The organism is Chryseobacterium limigenitum (assembly GCF_900114875.1).
GTDB lineage: Bacteria > Bacteroidota > Bacteroidia > Flavobacteriales > Weeksellaceae > Chryseobacterium > Chryseobacterium limigenitum.
Genome location: NZ_FPKW01000003.1, coordinates 282,851 through 296,988 on the forward strand (window position 1 = coordinate 282,851; position 14,138 = coordinate 296,988).

Below are 14,138 nucleotides of genomic sequence, written 5' to 3' on the forward strand. Positions count from 1 at the left end.
AAGATTAGACACTTAAAAAACTTGACTGACCAAAAAACTCGCAGCCTCATCCCTGCGAGTTTTGTTTTTTTATTTGATGATAAGATTTTAATTATTTTTGTTCATCGCTTTCATCATCATTATCTTCTTCTTCGGTGTCATCATCGTCACTTTCGTATTGTTCAAGATAATAACTAAAAGTAAAACCTTCTAACTCTTCCTCAATCTCTTCTAAAGTTGTCAACAGATCTTCGAAACTTTCAAGCTGATCTACGGTCATATTCGCAAATTCGATGTGAAGAGGCATTTCCAATTCTCCTGTAAGAACATCGGAAAGTGCATCCAAATTATCCCCGAAATGCTCAGGAAGCGTGATTTTTTCTTTTAATTGGGTGTAAAAATCTTCATAATCACCAATGTCGGTGAAATCTATATATATTGTCTTCATATTGAATTGAATTTCCAGTTTTTATTGATTAAAAAGGTTTTGCATTTATTACAAAAATCGGTTTCTTCGTTGGTAGGATTTTTACCTTCCGCATCTCTCATAAAACACATTTTTTCAGGACAGTGCTTTAATCCTTGTGTGTGTCCAAGCTCATGAATTGCTATTTTGAAAAACTGCTCGTCCTGATTTTCTTTATTTAATCTGAATTTTGATGCAACGCAGGCTTTTCCGGGTCTGTAACCTAATCCCATTATCCCGAAATCTTTAATCTTTCCTTTTGTTACGCTTATATCTTTTGATGTTAAACCTATTGTAACAAAGCCTTCTTTTGTTCTTTTATCTAAAAATTTAATAATAGAATCTGCCCTGTAGCGGTTTCTTTCTTTATAATAAGCATTTGACGGAAAATCTATAGCGTCCAGAACTTTTACATTCGGGTAAACCTTTTTTATCTCCTCTGTTACAAATTTTACATTTTCAGGTTTGAAATCTTTAAAAGGCTGAATTAATATTACCATCGGCTGATTTCCCTTTACTATTTTCTGTTGCTTATCAGAACATGAAATAATAAAGGTTAAACATAACGTGAGTAGATAAAAACTACTGCTTTTCAAAACTCTTATAATGGTTTTTGGTAAGATAGACATCTCCGTTTTTGGTGAAAATAATTCGGTCTGCATTTCTGTTTCCGCAATTATAATTTACATCAGCTTCAAAATATTTTTCATCTTTTGGCAGAGTTCCTTCTCTGTTGTTGAATTTATCTCCGCCAATTGCTTTTCCGGGCAAAACATCACAAAGGTTTCCTTTTGACGGATCCCAGCCTTGTTTTCTGGCTTCACTTTTTGTGATATAACAATCAGGAAGCCGGTGATTTTGTTTTATATAGCTAATGACCGTTTTATCTTTGGTTAATTGATCAATCGACTGTTGGTTCGAAGAATTACCCGCTGAATTTTGACTCTCAGCACTGCCATAATTAACGGTTTCTGTTTTTATAACATTTGAACTGCCCTTTTTATCAGCAATAAAATTATTGTAAATATACATCGCAGACATTCCAAAAAGAAGTCCGAGACAGATGAAAAATAATGACCTTGTTTTACTATTCATGATTTAATGTCAATTGTCAATTTTACTTCGTAAGTGAACAGTCAATTATTAAAATTCACCATTCACCATTCACATTTTACCCTTCTCTCCATTCCTCAGGAATATCGCAAACCGGGATAGGATTAATTTTATGTTTGGCTGCTTTATGCATTCTGTCGAAAATCAAAAACACTTCTTTGTCGCGGCCTTCATAATCTTCAGCGACCTTTATTCCATATTCTTTTTGGATTTTTTCCAGTTCAGGATAAGTTGCCCCGATTTGATCTTCATCGGTTCTTTCAGCATCCCAAAGTCCGTCTGTCGGAATGGCGTTTTGGATACTTTCAATGAGGTTTAAAGCTTTTGCCAATTTGTAAATCTCAGTTTTGTAAAGATCCGCGATTGGAGAAACATCAACCCCGCCGTCACCGTATTTTGTATAGAATCCGATTCCGAAATCTTCCACTTTATTGCCTGTTCCGCAAACCAAAAGCCCGTGAAGCTGCCCAAAATAATATAAATTCAGCATTCTGAATCTAGATCTTGTATTTGCTAAAGCCAGATTATTGCTCCATCTTCCCTCCACATGATCGTGAACAACGTCTTCAAAACTTTCGAAAACAGGAGTCAGATTGATCGTTTTTCCCTCAACATTTGGGAATTTTTTCTTTAAATCTGCAATATGATCCTGTGCTCTGTTTACCTGATCTTCTTTCTGACGGATCGGCATTTCCAAAAGTAAAACTTCAAGTCCCGTCATTGCGCAAAGCGTAGAAACCACACCAGAATCTACACCTCCCGAAACTCCGATTACATAACCTTTTACATTCGCTTTCGTTGCATAATCTTTCAGCCAGCTTACAATATGGTCTATTACTTTTTGTGTCTGCATTGTTTATATTTTTTAATTTGTCTTTATTAATTTAGAAATAATCCCATTTTCTTCCGAAATGTCGAATGAAAAAGAAACTCCAAAATTAGTGGTTTTTTTGAATCTAAACTTAGGATTTTTAACTTAAAATCATGATTTTGAAATGTATTTTTCACGATGTAATTCATACCAGAAACAAATTCCGTCAGGTTCCATAAATTCGTCTGTTCGTTCAAAGCCTAGTTTTTGTAAAATATGATTAGAACCATCATTTTCAGAGTGAGCCATGGCGTAGATTACATCAATGTTTAAATCATTAAAACCATAATCCAAGGATGCTTTCGCAGATTCCGTAGCAAATCCTTTACCCCAATATTCAGGTAAAAAACGATAACCTAGCTCATAAACATTGTTGTAACCGTTGATCGATTGAGTTAAAAATTTTAACCCGCTCCAGCCAATTAGTAAATTACTTTCTTTTTCAATCACAGCCAATCTACCGATACCATTGTCTTCGTATTGTTTTTGAATCATTCTGATAACGTCTTTCGATTGATTTATATCTTTTAGAACGGGAATTCCAATATATTTCATGACTTCCGGATCAGAATCCAAAAGAAATAAACGTTCATAATCGCTTTCTTCGAGTTTTCTCAATATCAATCTTTCGGTTTCGAGTTGCATGGTATTTATTAATTAAAGTTTGATTTATTGTTCTTTTTGTTCATCCAGGAAAATAGTAACATCGGTTTTCAACCCTTTTTTTACATCTGTTTCTTTCATTTTATTTCCGCCCAGATTTAGGGCTTGCAAATCTTTATTTAAAGAAATATCCAGTTTTTGAAGCTGATTATGTTCAAGGTTTAATTTTCTTAAATTTTTAAGCGAACTTAGATCAATCGTTTTTAATTTATTTAAAGATAATGTTAGCTGATTAATCCTTGGTGCTACTCTGAACATGATATTTTCAATAGAATTATTGTCAAGATATAATGAAGTTAAGTTTTGCACATTATCAGCCTCAAATTTAGAGATTTTACAGCCTGTACATGAGAATAATTCTAATTTGCTGAGGTTTTTTATCGCTGCATTTGCAATCGAATTATCATCCAAAACGACCATCGTTGCATTTTTAAAATAGACCAGATCATCGGTTGAAGTGATGCCTTTATTCACTAAAAATAAGTTGGTGATTGCTTCAGCTTCAAATTTGCTGATGCCTTTATCTTTATTAATGTCAAAATTTTCTACGACCGCTTTTTCAAGGTTTTTATCTTTAAAAGTGAGGTTTTGACTAAATAAAACGGTTGATGTTAAGCTTAAAACTGCTGTTATAAATATTTTATTTTTCATCATTTGGTTGTGTTTAAATCCGTATTTTTGTAAACTTAAATTTCATGTAAAAATAATGAAGATTTTTAGAACTATTGCACTTTCTTCACTCTTAGTTTTGAGTCTGAATTCTTGTAAGAAAGATGCTCAGAACCAATGGAATGTGGAAGTCAAAAACCCTGCCGAAAAAGTTGAAATTACTGATATTTCGAAACAATTTTATGATTCGAATGTAAGTTTAGATCAGTTTAAAACTCAATTTCCCTGGTTTCAGGGAACGGTATCTGATGCAGACTTTGGAAAAAGAAGAACTGATGCTGCAGAGGTAAAATTGTATAAAGAAGCCATCGGTAAAATAGACCAGAATAAGCTTCAGAAAGAGCTTCAGGAGCTGTTTTCTCATATTAAATATTACTTTCCTCAATTTAAAAGCCCGAAAGTATTTTTATTTTCATCGGCTTTACAGATGATTCAGGATCCTATTTTTTATGATGAGAAAGGGAATCTTCTGTTCATAGATGTTACAGGTTTTATGGGAGACGGGAATCCAAACTACAAAGGGTTGGAACTGTATTTCCAGAAATCAATGAATCCTCAGAATATTGTACCGAAAGTTTCACAGATTTTTGCTGAAAATGTGGTTAAAGAATCGCCTGATCACCAAAAATTTATTGATCAGATTATCCTTAACGGAAAAATAATGATTGTTCAGGATGCATTTTTACCGAATTTTCCGGATTATCTGAAAATGAATTACACTCAAAAACAATATGATTGGACGGTGGCAAATGAAGCCAATATCTGGAATTATTTTGTTGAAAATAATTTAATTTTTGGGGATGATCACAGACTGGTAGAACGTTTTATTGCTCCGGGACCGTTCTCCAAATTTTATACAGAAATAGACAATGAATCTTCACCACAAGTCGGAATTTTTGCAGGATGGCAGGTTTGTAAAGCCTATTTTAAAGAAAAACCTGATACAAAGTTGGTAGATTTCCTGAAAATGGATGCGACAACAATTTTTAATCAGTCAGGATATAAGCCGAAATTGAAGTAAGGCTGGAAGTTAGAAGTTGCGCGGAAAGTTATGAGTAAAAAGGCAACAGCAAAATAAAATTATTAGAAATATATAGAAAGTTATGAGAAAGACTCAAATTACGATAGACGTTGAATTAGACGAAAACCACATTCCTGAACTGATCACTTGGAATGCACAGGATGGAGGAATTGAAAAAGAAGAAACTAAAGCAACGATGATTTCCGTTTGGGATGATAAAAAGATGGAAGCATTGAGAATTGATCTTTGGACAAAAGAAATGCCTGTTGATCAAATGAAAATGTTTATGCACCAGATTTTGGTTTCTCTTGGAAGTACGTACCAAAGAGCAACAGGAGAAGACGATGTAGCACAATGGATCGAGCAGATCGCAGAAGAATTTGCTGTAAAGTCTGCAATAAAAATGTAAAATAATATAATGTATCAATTTAACAGTGTAACAATCATTGGTAAACTGTTAAATTGATACATTGCTAAATTATAAAAAGTATGAATTTTAATACAAAAGTTATTCACGGAGGACAACATCACGAATCTGCTACAGGTTCTGTGAATGTTCCTGTATTTTTGACATCTACATTCGCGCAAAAAAGTCCTGGAGTACATTCAGGATATGAATATTCAAGAGCTGCAAACCCTACAAGACAGGCGTTGGAAGACTCTTTGGCAAGCATTGAGAACGGAGCGAGAGGATTGGCTTTCGGGTCAGGTTTGGCGGCAATCGATTGTGTTTTAAAATTATTAAATCCGGGTGATGAAGTTGTTGCTGTAGATGATTTATATGGCGGAACTTACAGAATGTTCACGAGACTTTTTGAAAAATATCAGTTGAAATTTACGTTCGTGAATTTTGATGATGCTTCAAAAATCGCTGACGTTATTACAGATAAAACAAAATTGATCTGGATTGAAACACCAACAAATCCATTGATGAAATTGGTTGATATTAAAGCTGTTGTAGAAATTGCAAAAGGAAAAAACATCCTTGTTGCTGTTGATAATACTTTCGCGACACCATATTTACAAAGACCAATTGATTTGGGAGCTGATATCGTAATGCACTCTGCAACGAAATATTTAGGAGGTCACTCTGACGTTATCGCCGGAGCTTTGGTTGCTAAAGATGCTGAGTTAGGGGATCAACTTCACTTCATCCAGTTTGCAAGCGGTGGGATTTTAGGTCCACACGATTCTTATTTGGTATTGAGAGGGATTAAAACATTGGCATTAAGGGTTCAAAGACATTCAGAAAACGGAATGGCCGTAGCGAAATATTTGGAGTCTCACCCAGCAGTTGATAAAGTAATTTATCCGGGATTGGAATCTCATCCACAATATGAATTGGCAAAAGCTCAAATGAAAGATTTTGGAGGAATGGTTTCTTTCACTTTCAAGTCAGGTAAAAAAGAAGATGCTGTTAAGTTTCTAGAAAAAGTAAGAGTTTTCACATTAGCAGAGTCTCTTGGCGGAGTAGAATCTTTGGCAAATCATCCTGCGTTGATGACTCACGCTTCTATTCCTGCCGAAAAACGTGCTGAGTTAGGTATTACCGATGATTTAGTTCGTTTAAGCGTTGGAATTGAAGATGCAGAAGATCTTATTGCAGATTTAGAAAAAGCTTTTTCTTAAGAAAGCTTTTTTACCACAAAAGACACAAAAGAAATTATTAAATGTAAGTATTTATTTCCTAATTAAAAGCTCACAAAGCAGAAAATCAAAGATTTTCAAAAACTTAAGTGTACTTTTTTGAAGTGTAATAATGAACTTTAAAAATACTTAAGTGTAAAAGCTTTTGTATCTTTTGTGGTTAATAAAAAAAATAAAACATAATGAGAAAGATCCAGATTTTAGTTCTATTCATTTTAAGCCAAATTGCATATTCTCAGGTGAAAAATACCGATGAATTATACAAAACGGCAAAGAAATTAGACAGTTTGATATTTGATATCGGATTTAACAAATGTGATCTTTCTCATTATGATTCTATAGTCAGTGATGATTTGGAATTTTACCACGATAAAGGCGGAATTACTTCCGGGAAACAAGCTTTTACAGCTTCTATCAAAAACAACATTTGTGGAGGACCGAATAAAGTAAGACGTGAATTGGTTCCCAATAGCATAAAAGTCTATCCTTTATATAAGGACAATATTTTATATGCTTTTATTGAAGAAGGTGAACATGATTTTGCTGAATTAAATAAGGGAAAGTGGAACAAAGGAAGCCGTGCAAAATTCACCATTTTATGGATTTTAGATGGTAAAGACTGGAAAATGAAAAGAGTTTTAAGCTACGACCATCATTTATAATTAAGATGAAAAATACAAGAAAAGCTACGATTCAGGATTTGCCTAAATTGGCTGAATTATTCGATCAATACAGAGTTTTTTACCATAAAGATTCTGATGTTCCTGCCGCTGAAAATTTTCTGAAAGAAAGAATCGAAAAGAAAGATTCCGAAATTTTTGTTGCCGAAGAAAATGGAAATTTAGTTGGTTTTGTTCAATTATTTCCAATATTTTCTTCCACAAGAATGAAGCGTTATTGGCTGTTGAATGATTTATATGTTAATGAAAATCATCGCGGAAAAGGCTTTTCAAAAGAATTAATTGAAGAAGCTAAAGAATTAGCGAAATCTACTGACGCTTGCGGAGTCTTGCTGGAAACAGGAAAATCCAACGACATCGGAAATCAATTATATCCGGCTTGCGGCTTCGAATTATATGATTCCGTCAACTTCTATGAATGGACGAACAATTTATAAACGATCATTGATAAATTATAAATGATTAAAGCGCGATTGTCATCAATTATCGCTTATCATTTATCAACTATATTTTATTACCCATATTAACATGACTGATTTTCAAAAATACATCCAAAGATATTTAGATAATATTCCTTCCCAGAATTGGTTGGGAGAATTGAAAATTTCCGGAGAAAAAACGGTAAATATTTATTCAAAACTTTCAGAAGAACAATCTCATTTCGCTTATGATGAGGGAAAATGGACGCTCAAAGAAATGCTTCTTCACTTGTCAGACACAGAAAGGATTTTTCAATATCGAATTTTAGCGTTTGCAAGAGGAGAGAAAAATGAACTTCCGGGCTTTGATGAAGAATTGTATGCTGCTAATTCTTTTGCTAATGAAAGAACTTTAGAATCTTTGTTGGAAGAATATAAACTGATCAGAAAATCTTCTCAGATTTTATTGGAAACAGTAAATCCATCAGCTTTAAATAATATCGGAACAGCCAACGGAAACGAAATTTCTGTAGAAACCATCGGAAAATTAATTGTCGGCCATAATATTCACCATTTGAATATTATTGAGGAAAGATATTTGCCGAAACTGTGATTTTACAAAATATTATAAATATATCAATAGGAACGGGCTTTAGCCCGTTTTTTTATGGCAGAAAATCAAATGGCTTTAGCCAAAATTTAAAATGAATTCTTATTTTTGGCAAAACAACACAAATGCCTTTCATTAAAATTTATGTACACCTTGTCTTTTCAACAAAAAATAGAATTCCTTATTTAGACAAGCCAGAGTTAAGAGTAAAAGTCTGGAAACATATTAAAGAAAATGCTTCAGAAAAAGGTATTTATTTAGATATGATAAATGGTTATTTCGATCACTGTCATTGTTTAATTTCTTTGGGTTCGAACCAAAATATAGAAAAAATTGTACAATTAATCAAGGGAGAATCTTCCAATTGGATTAATAAAAACCAATTAATAAAAGAAAAATTTTCTTGGCAAGATGAATATTTTGCGGTATCAGTTTCAGAATCGATGATTGATTCTGTAAGAAATTATATTAAAAATCAGGAAAAACATCACCAGAAGAAAACGTTTGCGGAAGAATACCAAGAATTTATGGATAAGTACAAATTTATAATTTAAGTTTTGGCTAAAGCCGAATGATTTTATCTTTTAGTTGAATGGGCTAAAGCCCATTCCTATTGAATAGAACATTTTAATTTATACTTTTCATGTAAAGATTTGTAAATTTGCGGTCGAATAAAATCAGTAGGAACGGGTTTTAACCCGTTTGTCAATATTAAATTTTCAGTTTGGCTTTAGCCAAAACTTAAAAAGTTTAGATTAAATTATGGAAAACATCATCAACATATTAAAATCCGGCGGAACCATCCTTTACCCAACAGACACGATCTGGGGAATCGGCTGTGACGCGACAAACATAGACGCGATCAATAAAATATTTGATATTAAGAAACGTGAAAAAAACAAATCCATGATCATTTTGGTGGAAACTGAAAAGAGATTACAGGATTTGGTAGACGTTCCGGAGATGGCTTGGGAAATAATGGATTTGAGTGAAAAACCGGTTACGCTCGTTTATGAAAACCCAAAAGGATTGCCGAAAGAATTATTGGCAGAAGACGGAAGCATCGGAATCCGTTTGGTGAAAAATGATTTTTGTAAAAAATTAATCACAAAATTAAACAGACCTTTGGTGTCAACTTCAGCGAATTTCAGTGGAGATAAAAGTCCGTTGAAATTCTCGGATATTTCGAAAGAAATTATTGATCTGGTAGATTATGCGGTGGAAGAAGACAGAGAGAAAGTTTCAAAATATTCAGGTTCATCTGTGATAAAAATATGGAGCGATAACAGAATAAAAGTTCTTCGCGAGTAAAAGAAAAGATTTTAATTATCTTTGCAAAATCATTCAACCATTAAGGCATTAAGAATATGAAGTCAGCGGCTTGATAAACTTAATTTCTTAGTGGTTTTACATTAGATAATGGTCGATAATTCAGGTATAATTTGAATTCTGACTGTACATCTAATATCTAAACTTTAAATATTTAAGCATCTAAAAAAATGTTCATTAATCTTAATCAAAATAAAAACTTAAAGCTTTTCAAAATAATCTCTGAAGTCGCGGACAAAAATAATCAGTCGGTATATATTGTCGGCGGATATGTTCGGGATCTTTTGATGAAAAGAAAAGCTTCAACGGATATTGATTTTGTTACCGAACAAAGCGGTATTGAACTTGCTGAAAGCGTAGGCAAAGAAATAGATCCTAAAATGAAGGTTTCTGTTTTCAAAACTTACGGAACAGCGATGATCAGATACAAAGATCTGGAGCTTGAATTTGTAGGTGCCAGAAAAGAAAGCTACACCGAAAACAGCCGTAAACCGGAAGTAGAAGGGGGTACTTTGGAAGACGACCAGAAAAGAAGAGATTTTACCATTAATGCAATGGCGATTTCTTTAAACAAAGATAATTTCGGAGAACTGATCGATCCTTTCAACGGTGTCGAAGATCTTGGAAAAGAAATTTTAAGAACGCCTCTAGAGCCTGCACAAACCTATTCTGACGATCCGTTAAGGATGATGAGAGCGGTACGTTTTGCGTCTACTTTAAATTTTAAAATTGAAGAAAACTCTTTAGAAGCCATAAAACAGGAAGCGGAGCGAATCAAAATTGTTTCGATGGAAAGAATTATGGTTGAATTTAATAAAATCATGCTTTCTGAAAAACCATCGATCGGATTGAAATTGATGGAAGAAACAGGATTGATGAAATTAATTATTCCTGAATTAATCGAACTAAAAGGAATAGAAGAAGTAGAAGGACAAACGCACAAAGACAACTTTTATCATACTTTGGAAGTTTTAGATAACATTTCTTTGAACACAGATCATCTTTGGCTGCGTTGGTCTGCATTGCTTCACGATATCGGGAAAGCTCCGACAAAAAAATTCGTTGAAGGAACGGGCTGGACTTTCCATGGGCACGAGTTTTTGGGTTCAAAAATGGTAAAAGCAATATTTCAAAAATTAAAATTGCCGTTGGGTCCAGACATGAAGTATGTTCAGAAAATGGTGAAGCTTTCGTCTCGTCCAATTGCTTTGATTACAGATGATGCTTCAGATTCAGCTTTGAGAAGATTACTTTTCGATGCCGGTGAAGATATGGAAGATCTCTTTACGCTTTGTAAGGCTGATATTACCACTAAAAACTCTAAAAAGCAGGAGCGATTCAAAAAGAATTTTGAATACGTTGCGGTTAAGATAAAAGAGGTTGAGGAAAAAGATCAAGTTAGAAATTTCCAACCACCCATTTCAGGAGAAGAAATTATGGAAATGTTTAACCTTAAACCCGGACGTGAAATCGGAATTTTAAAGGAAAAAGTAAAAGAAGCCATTTTGGAAGGCGAAATTCTTAATGATAAAGAAGAAGCTACAAAATTTGTGATCGTAGAAGCTGAGAAATTAGGTTTGAAAATGTAATTACAAACGTATAAAGTTTTTTAAAGAATATAAAAGCAATTGGAAATTATCCGGTTGCTTTTTTTGCTGAAATAATAAAAAATCCGGCCGTCTTTTCGAAGAGACGTCCGGATAAAAACACAAATGATGAAAAAAAATAAAAATTTATACTATACGCCGGAGCGTAAATTTTAGTTTTTATAGAAACCGTTGGTTCCGATTCCTGTAGTGAAAGTTTTTAATAAAGAACCATTAGTTGCATTATAAACATTCACTTTACTGTCTGCAGTGAAACTTGCGTCAGAAGCGAAGATTTTACCGTCAATTACATTAAATCCGTATAAATTTCCTGTTGTAGTCACAATAGGAGTCGTTGGAACGGTTGTAGAACCCACAGTCATAGAATATATTTTGTTGCTGGAATTAGTAAAATAAAACTTATTCGCATCAATTCTTAATTTCTGAGCCTGAGGAATTGCCGTCAACGTTGTCGTTGTATATGCTCCAGTCGTTGAATTAATCTTATAAATGTAAGAATTTGTATTGTCAGAAGCCAGCACATAAGCATCTCCGTTATAAGAGATAAGATCTCTGATGATTCCGTTGCTTGGTAGCGTTACGGTTTTGTCAACAACGTTTGTTGAAGCTTTTACAATCGTAATTGTGTATCCTGTTGGCAATTCGCTGTAAGGAGGAGTAGATTCGTAAGTAACACCGTCGGTTTGTACTACGATATTTCCGTTGGCTTCAACTACTTTTTCTGCAGATCTTGCGAAACTGATGCTTTTTACAAAAGAATTGTCTTTGTTGTAAACATTCAGTTTCATTACGTCAAAAAAGTTATTGTTGGTCACATAATATTGATTTCCCGAAAACGCAATATATCGCGGATTTTGAAGATTAGTCGTTACTGTAGCCTGTTTTTTGAAGGTGTATCTGTTAACGATGTCAATTTTATTAGGTACGTTTGAAACCAGATAAGCATTGTTTCCGTCAAAACCTATTGTCTGTAAAACATTCCCTAAAACCTCATTATTTTTTCCTGAATAAATTTTGTTAGCTAAAGCAGAAAGGTCATTGGTAACAAAAGAAACCTCTGCTGTCGGAGTTGTAAATCCACCTTCGTTGGTGATAAGAATTCCGTTTTCAAAGGTAGTTTCTAAAACAACATCGTCGCTGTCATTGCTACAAGAGACATTGAAAAGTAATGTTGCAGCAAATGCAAGAGTTAAAATTTTTCTGATATTCATTATATTTAATTATTTATTTAAAAATTGATATTCAAATTCACACTATAATTTCTCAAAGGCATCGGGTAGAATGCTGTTGTCGCATATACTTGGTTAAAAATATTATTCACTTTAAAACCTACCGTATAATTTTTAAGAAACGTTGCAGAAACACCAGTATTCATCACGAAATAAGGTTCCAGAGCATCTTCTCTTTTTTCGTCGGTATCGGCATAGGTTAGCCCGTTGAACATTCCCTGAAGATACAATCTCATAAAATCATACTGATAATCAATATTTCCAAATAATTTGTGGAAAGGAACGTACATCAACTGTTTATCCGTGTCAAGATTGGTAGATTTGGTGTATGAATACCCTAAATTCGTTCTCAGATTATGTTTCCCGAATTTTCTTTTATAATCGATTCTGGATTCAATTCCATAAGATTCAACTCTGTTAGTGTTAAAAGCTGAATAATATCCCAGTGGACTAGGCAACCATTGGATCATATCCTTGATCTTCATATAATACGGAGTAATTGAAAGCTGTACGTCAGCAATTTTAAACTGATTTCTCAATTCAATCTGATAAGATGTTTCTGGTTTCAAATCTTTATTTCCGCCCGGGCTCCAGTACAGATCATTAAATGTTGGAAATCTGAAATTCCTTGAAGCACTGATTCCCACATTATACCAATCGACAGCATCCCACTTTCCTGAAAACGAAAATTGGAGTGGCGAACTGATATCTTCAACAAAATCTTTTTTAACTCCGGCTTCAAAACGAAGATCTTTCGTCGTGAAATAACGAAGTAATCCTGCTACAGAACCTACATTTCTGCTTATATGATCGATTCCGGATGCATAACCTTCGCCTTTATTAACCTGAAATTCTGTAATTAAGTTGAAATTTAACTTTGGAACAATAAAATAATTAAAATCATTTTTCAGAATATAATTTTTCCCTGTTCCGCCACTTGTTTTTGGCCCGTCAATATTCCCGAAATATTGGAAATTTTCTTCCGTATAAGCCGCTTTAAATGAATTGTTGAACTTAGTTTTATTCCAATCCCACGAGATTAAACTTCTTACATTTTGAGTTTCATATTTCGTTGGGGTCTGACTTTCAAAGAAAACAGGATAGTGCTGATTTCCATTAAAAAATTCAGAGATCCATGAGATCAGATGATGAGGTGCTATTTTATAAGCGGCCGAAAAATTGAAATTGGTATTGTTGTATTTTCCGTTTCTGTTGATATAATTATGTGATTTTTCAACTTCATAATTATTTTCACTTATCGAATAATGTCCGGAAGCCTTAAAACTGAATTTCTCGTTGCTGTAAGAAGCCTTGAGTAAATTATTGTAGGTGCCGAAAGATGCCGCTTCGGAAAATAATGAAGCATGAGCGCCTTTGTTAAAATCCAAATTATTATTTAAATGAATACTTCCTCCGATCGCGCCGCTGCCATAACTTACACTTCCTCCGCCAGATTTTACAATAAGCTGATCAAATCCCCCAAAAGGAATATTATTAACGTCACCCTGACCCAAAAAGTTAGAGTTAATATTAATTCCGTTCCACACAAATGCGGTTTGTGAAGCTGTTGTACCTCTGAAAGAAGGTGAAGAAACTGCTCCACGACCATTTTCTTTGATATAAACAGCAGATTGAAAACGTAAAAGTTCAGATAGATTGGTTGAATTTTTCTCAGCATCCTGAGGAGTAACGGTGGTAACGTTATGAAAAAGTTTAACCTTACTCATTTGGTTATCAAAAACATAAACGGTGTCTATGGTTTTCTCCTGTGCGAAAAGAAAACAACCATAAGACGAAAAAAGCAGTACTAAAGATCTTTTTATATCCATTACTAT

The 14,138-nt window shown here is 33.7% G+C and carries 17 protein-coding genes; 9 read left to right on the forward strand and 8 right to left on the reverse strand.

Annotation, left to right across the window (positions count from 1 at the left end):
* Nucleotides 1–91: 91 nt before the first annotated feature.
* The 6 genes from BT156_RS06265 to BT156_RS06290 all read right to left on the reverse strand — a co-directional run bounded on the left by BT156_RS06265 (nt 92) and on the right by BT156_RS06290 (nt 3,746).
* Nucleotides 92–427 (reverse strand): barstar family protein, encoded by a 336-nt coding sequence (locus BT156_RS06265; RefSeq protein WP_072408255.1) that lies wholly within the window; start codon nt 425–427, stop codon nt 92–94.
* Nucleotides 424–1,107 (reverse strand): matrixin family metalloprotease, encoded by a 684-nt coding sequence (locus BT156_RS06270; RefSeq protein WP_228430014.1) that lies wholly within the window; start codon nt 1,105–1,107, stop codon nt 424–426. The genes BT156_RS06265 and BT156_RS06270 overlap by 4 nt, the downstream gene beginning before the upstream one ends.
* Complete coding sequence (locus BT156_RS06275) at nt 1,028–1,540, reverse strand: ribonuclease domain-containing protein (RefSeq protein WP_083582302.1); 513 nt, start codon at nt 1,538–1,540, stop codon at nt 1,028–1,030. The genes BT156_RS06270 and BT156_RS06275 overlap by 80 nt, the downstream gene beginning before the upstream one ends.
* A gap of 76 nt (nt 1,541–1,616) precedes the next feature.
* Complete coding sequence (gene nadE / locus BT156_RS06280; protein ID WP_072408259.1) at nt 1,617–2,411, reverse strand: NAD(+) synthase; 795 nt, start codon at nt 2,409–2,411, stop codon at nt 1,617–1,619.
* A 129-nt stretch (nt 2,412–2,540) separates the two neighbouring features.
* On the reverse strand, nt 2,541–3,074 hold the full coding sequence (locus BT156_RS06285; protein WP_170857275.1) for a GNAT family N-acetyltransferase: 534 nt from the start codon (nt 3,072–3,074) through the stop codon (nt 2,541–2,543).
* Between the two features lie 24 nt (nt 3,075–3,098).
* On the reverse strand, nt 3,099–3,746 hold the full coding sequence (locus tag BT156_RS06290; protein WP_072408261.1) for a leucine-rich repeat domain-containing protein: 648 nt from the start codon (nt 3,744–3,746) through the stop codon (nt 3,099–3,101).
* Nucleotides 3,747–3,798: 52 nt separating this feature from the next.
* On the opposite strand from BT156_RS06290, the gene gldB reads away from it, so the two are divergent.
* From gldB to BT156_RS06335, 9 genes are all read left to right on the forward strand, one after another.
* Nucleotides 3,799–4,782, forward strand: coding sequence for a gliding motility lipoprotein GldB (gene gldB / locus BT156_RS06295; protein WP_083582303.1), 984 nt, complete (start codon nt 3,799–3,801; stop codon nt 4,780–4,782).
* 82 nt (nt 4,783–4,864) lie between these two features.
* Nucleotides 4,865–5,191: a gliding motility protein GldC gene (gldC, locus tag BT156_RS06300; RefSeq protein WP_072408263.1), complete on the forward strand. Its 327-nt coding sequence runs from the start codon at nt 4,865–4,867 to the stop codon at nt 5,189–5,191.
* Nucleotides 5,192–5,271: 80 nt separating this feature from the next.
* A complete protein-coding gene (locus BT156_RS06305; RefSeq protein WP_072408265.1) occupies nt 5,272–6,411 on the forward strand; it encodes a cystathionine gamma-synthase in 1,140 nt (379 codons plus the stop codon).
* Nucleotides 6,412–6,611: 200 nt separating this feature from the next.
* Complete coding sequence (locus BT156_RS06310) at nt 6,612–7,091, forward strand: nuclear transport factor 2 family protein (RefSeq protein ID WP_072408267.1); 480 nt, start codon at nt 6,612–6,614, stop codon at nt 7,089–7,091.
* Between the two features lie 5 nt (nt 7,092–7,096).
* Nucleotides 7,097–7,546, forward strand: coding sequence for a GNAT family N-acetyltransferase (locus BT156_RS06315; protein ID WP_072408269.1), 450 nt, complete (start codon nt 7,097–7,099; stop codon nt 7,544–7,546).
* 91 nt (nt 7,547–7,637) lie between these two features.
* Nucleotides 7,638–8,141 (forward strand): DinB family protein, encoded by a 504-nt coding sequence (locus BT156_RS06320; RefSeq protein WP_072408271.1) that lies wholly within the window; start codon nt 7,638–7,640, stop codon nt 8,139–8,141.
* Between the two features lie 122 nt (nt 8,142–8,263).
* Nucleotides 8,264–8,692, forward strand: coding sequence for an IS200/IS605 family transposase (gene tnpA / locus BT156_RS06325; RefSeq protein ID WP_072408273.1), 429 nt, complete (start codon nt 8,264–8,266; stop codon nt 8,690–8,692).
* A 208-nt stretch (nt 8,693–8,900) separates the two neighbouring features.
* Nucleotides 8,901–9,449 carry an L-threonylcarbamoyladenylate synthase gene (locus BT156_RS06330; protein ID WP_072408275.1) on the forward strand — a complete coding sequence of 183 codons (549 nt, stop codon included), beginning with the start codon at nt 8,901–8,903 and terminating at the stop codon, nt 9,447–9,449.
* Nucleotides 9,450–9,637: 188 nt separating this feature from the next.
* On the forward strand, nt 9,638–11,056 hold the full coding sequence (locus tag BT156_RS06335) for a CCA tRNA nucleotidyltransferase (RefSeq protein WP_072408277.1): 1,419 nt from the start codon (nt 9,638–9,640) through the stop codon (nt 11,054–11,056).
* Nucleotides 11,057–11,226: 170 nt separating this feature from the next.
* On the opposite strand, the gene BT156_RS06340 is transcribed toward BT156_RS06335, so the two are convergent.
* Nucleotides 11,227–12,285 (reverse strand): DUF5074 domain-containing protein, encoded by a 1,059-nt coding sequence (locus BT156_RS06340; protein ID WP_072408278.1) that lies wholly within the window; start codon nt 12,283–12,285, stop codon nt 11,227–11,229.
* 17 nt (nt 12,286–12,302) lie between these two features.
* Nucleotides 12,303–14,132 (reverse strand): TonB-dependent receptor plug domain-containing protein, encoded by a 1,830-nt coding sequence (locus BT156_RS06345; RefSeq protein WP_072408280.1) that lies wholly within the window; start codon nt 14,130–14,132, stop codon nt 12,303–12,305.
* Nucleotides 14,133–14,138 lie beyond the last annotated feature (6 nt).

Coding starts and splice junctions, on each gene's coding strand:
- BT156_RS06265 (WP_072408255.1), bottom strand. CDS start 427: ATGAAGACAATATATATAGATTTCACCGACATTGGTGATTATGAAGAT.
- BT156_RS06270 (WP_228430014.1), bottom strand. CDS start 1,107: ATGCAGACCGAATTATTTTCACCAAAAACGGAGATGTCTATCTTACCA.
- BT156_RS06275 (WP_083582302.1), bottom strand. CDS start 1,540: ATGAATAGTAAAACAAGGTCATTATTTTTCATCTGTCTCGGACTTCTT.
- nadE (WP_072408259.1), bottom strand. CDS start 2,411: ATGCAGACACAAAAAGTAATAGACCATATTGTAAGCTGGCTGAAAGAT.
- BT156_RS06285 (WP_170857275.1), bottom strand. CDS start 3,074: ATGCAACTCGAAACCGAAAGATTGATATTGAGAAAACTCGAAGAAAGC.
- BT156_RS06290 (WP_072408261.1), bottom strand. CDS start 3,746: ATGATGAAAAATAAAATATTTATAACAGCAGTTTTAAGCTTAACATCA.
- gldB (WP_083582303.1), top strand. CDS start 3,799: ATGAAGATTTTTAGAACTATTGCACTTTCTTCACTCTTAGTTTTGAGT.
- gldC (WP_072408263.1), top strand. CDS start 4,865: ATGAGAAAGACTCAAATTACGATAGACGTTGAATTAGACGAAAACCAC.
- BT156_RS06305 (WP_072408265.1), top strand. CDS start 5,272: ATGAATTTTAATACAAAAGTTATTCACGGAGGACAACATCACGAATCT.
- BT156_RS06310 (WP_072408267.1), top strand. CDS start 6,612: ATGAGAAAGATCCAGATTTTAGTTCTATTCATTTTAAGCCAAATTGCA.
- BT156_RS06315 (WP_072408269.1), top strand. CDS start 7,097: ATGAAAAATACAAGAAAAGCTACGATTCAGGATTTGCCTAAATTGGCT.
- BT156_RS06320 (WP_072408271.1), top strand. CDS start 7,638: ATGACTGATTTTCAAAAATACATCCAAAGATATTTAGATAATATTCCT.
- tnpA (WP_072408273.1), top strand. CDS start 8,264: ATGCCTTTCATTAAAATTTATGTACACCTTGTCTTTTCAACAAAAAAT.
- BT156_RS06330 (WP_072408275.1), top strand. CDS start 8,901: ATGGAAAACATCATCAACATATTAAAATCCGGCGGAACCATCCTTTAC.
- BT156_RS06335 (WP_072408277.1), top strand. CDS start 9,638: ATGTTCATTAATCTTAATCAAAATAAAAACTTAAAGCTTTTCAAAATA.
- BT156_RS06340 (WP_072408278.1), bottom strand. CDS start 12,285: ATGAATATCAGAAAAATTTTAACTCTTGCATTTGCTGCAACATTACTT.
- BT156_RS06345 (WP_072408280.1), bottom strand. CDS start 14,132: ATGGATATAAAAAGATCTTTAGTACTGCTTTTTTCGTCTTATGGTTGT.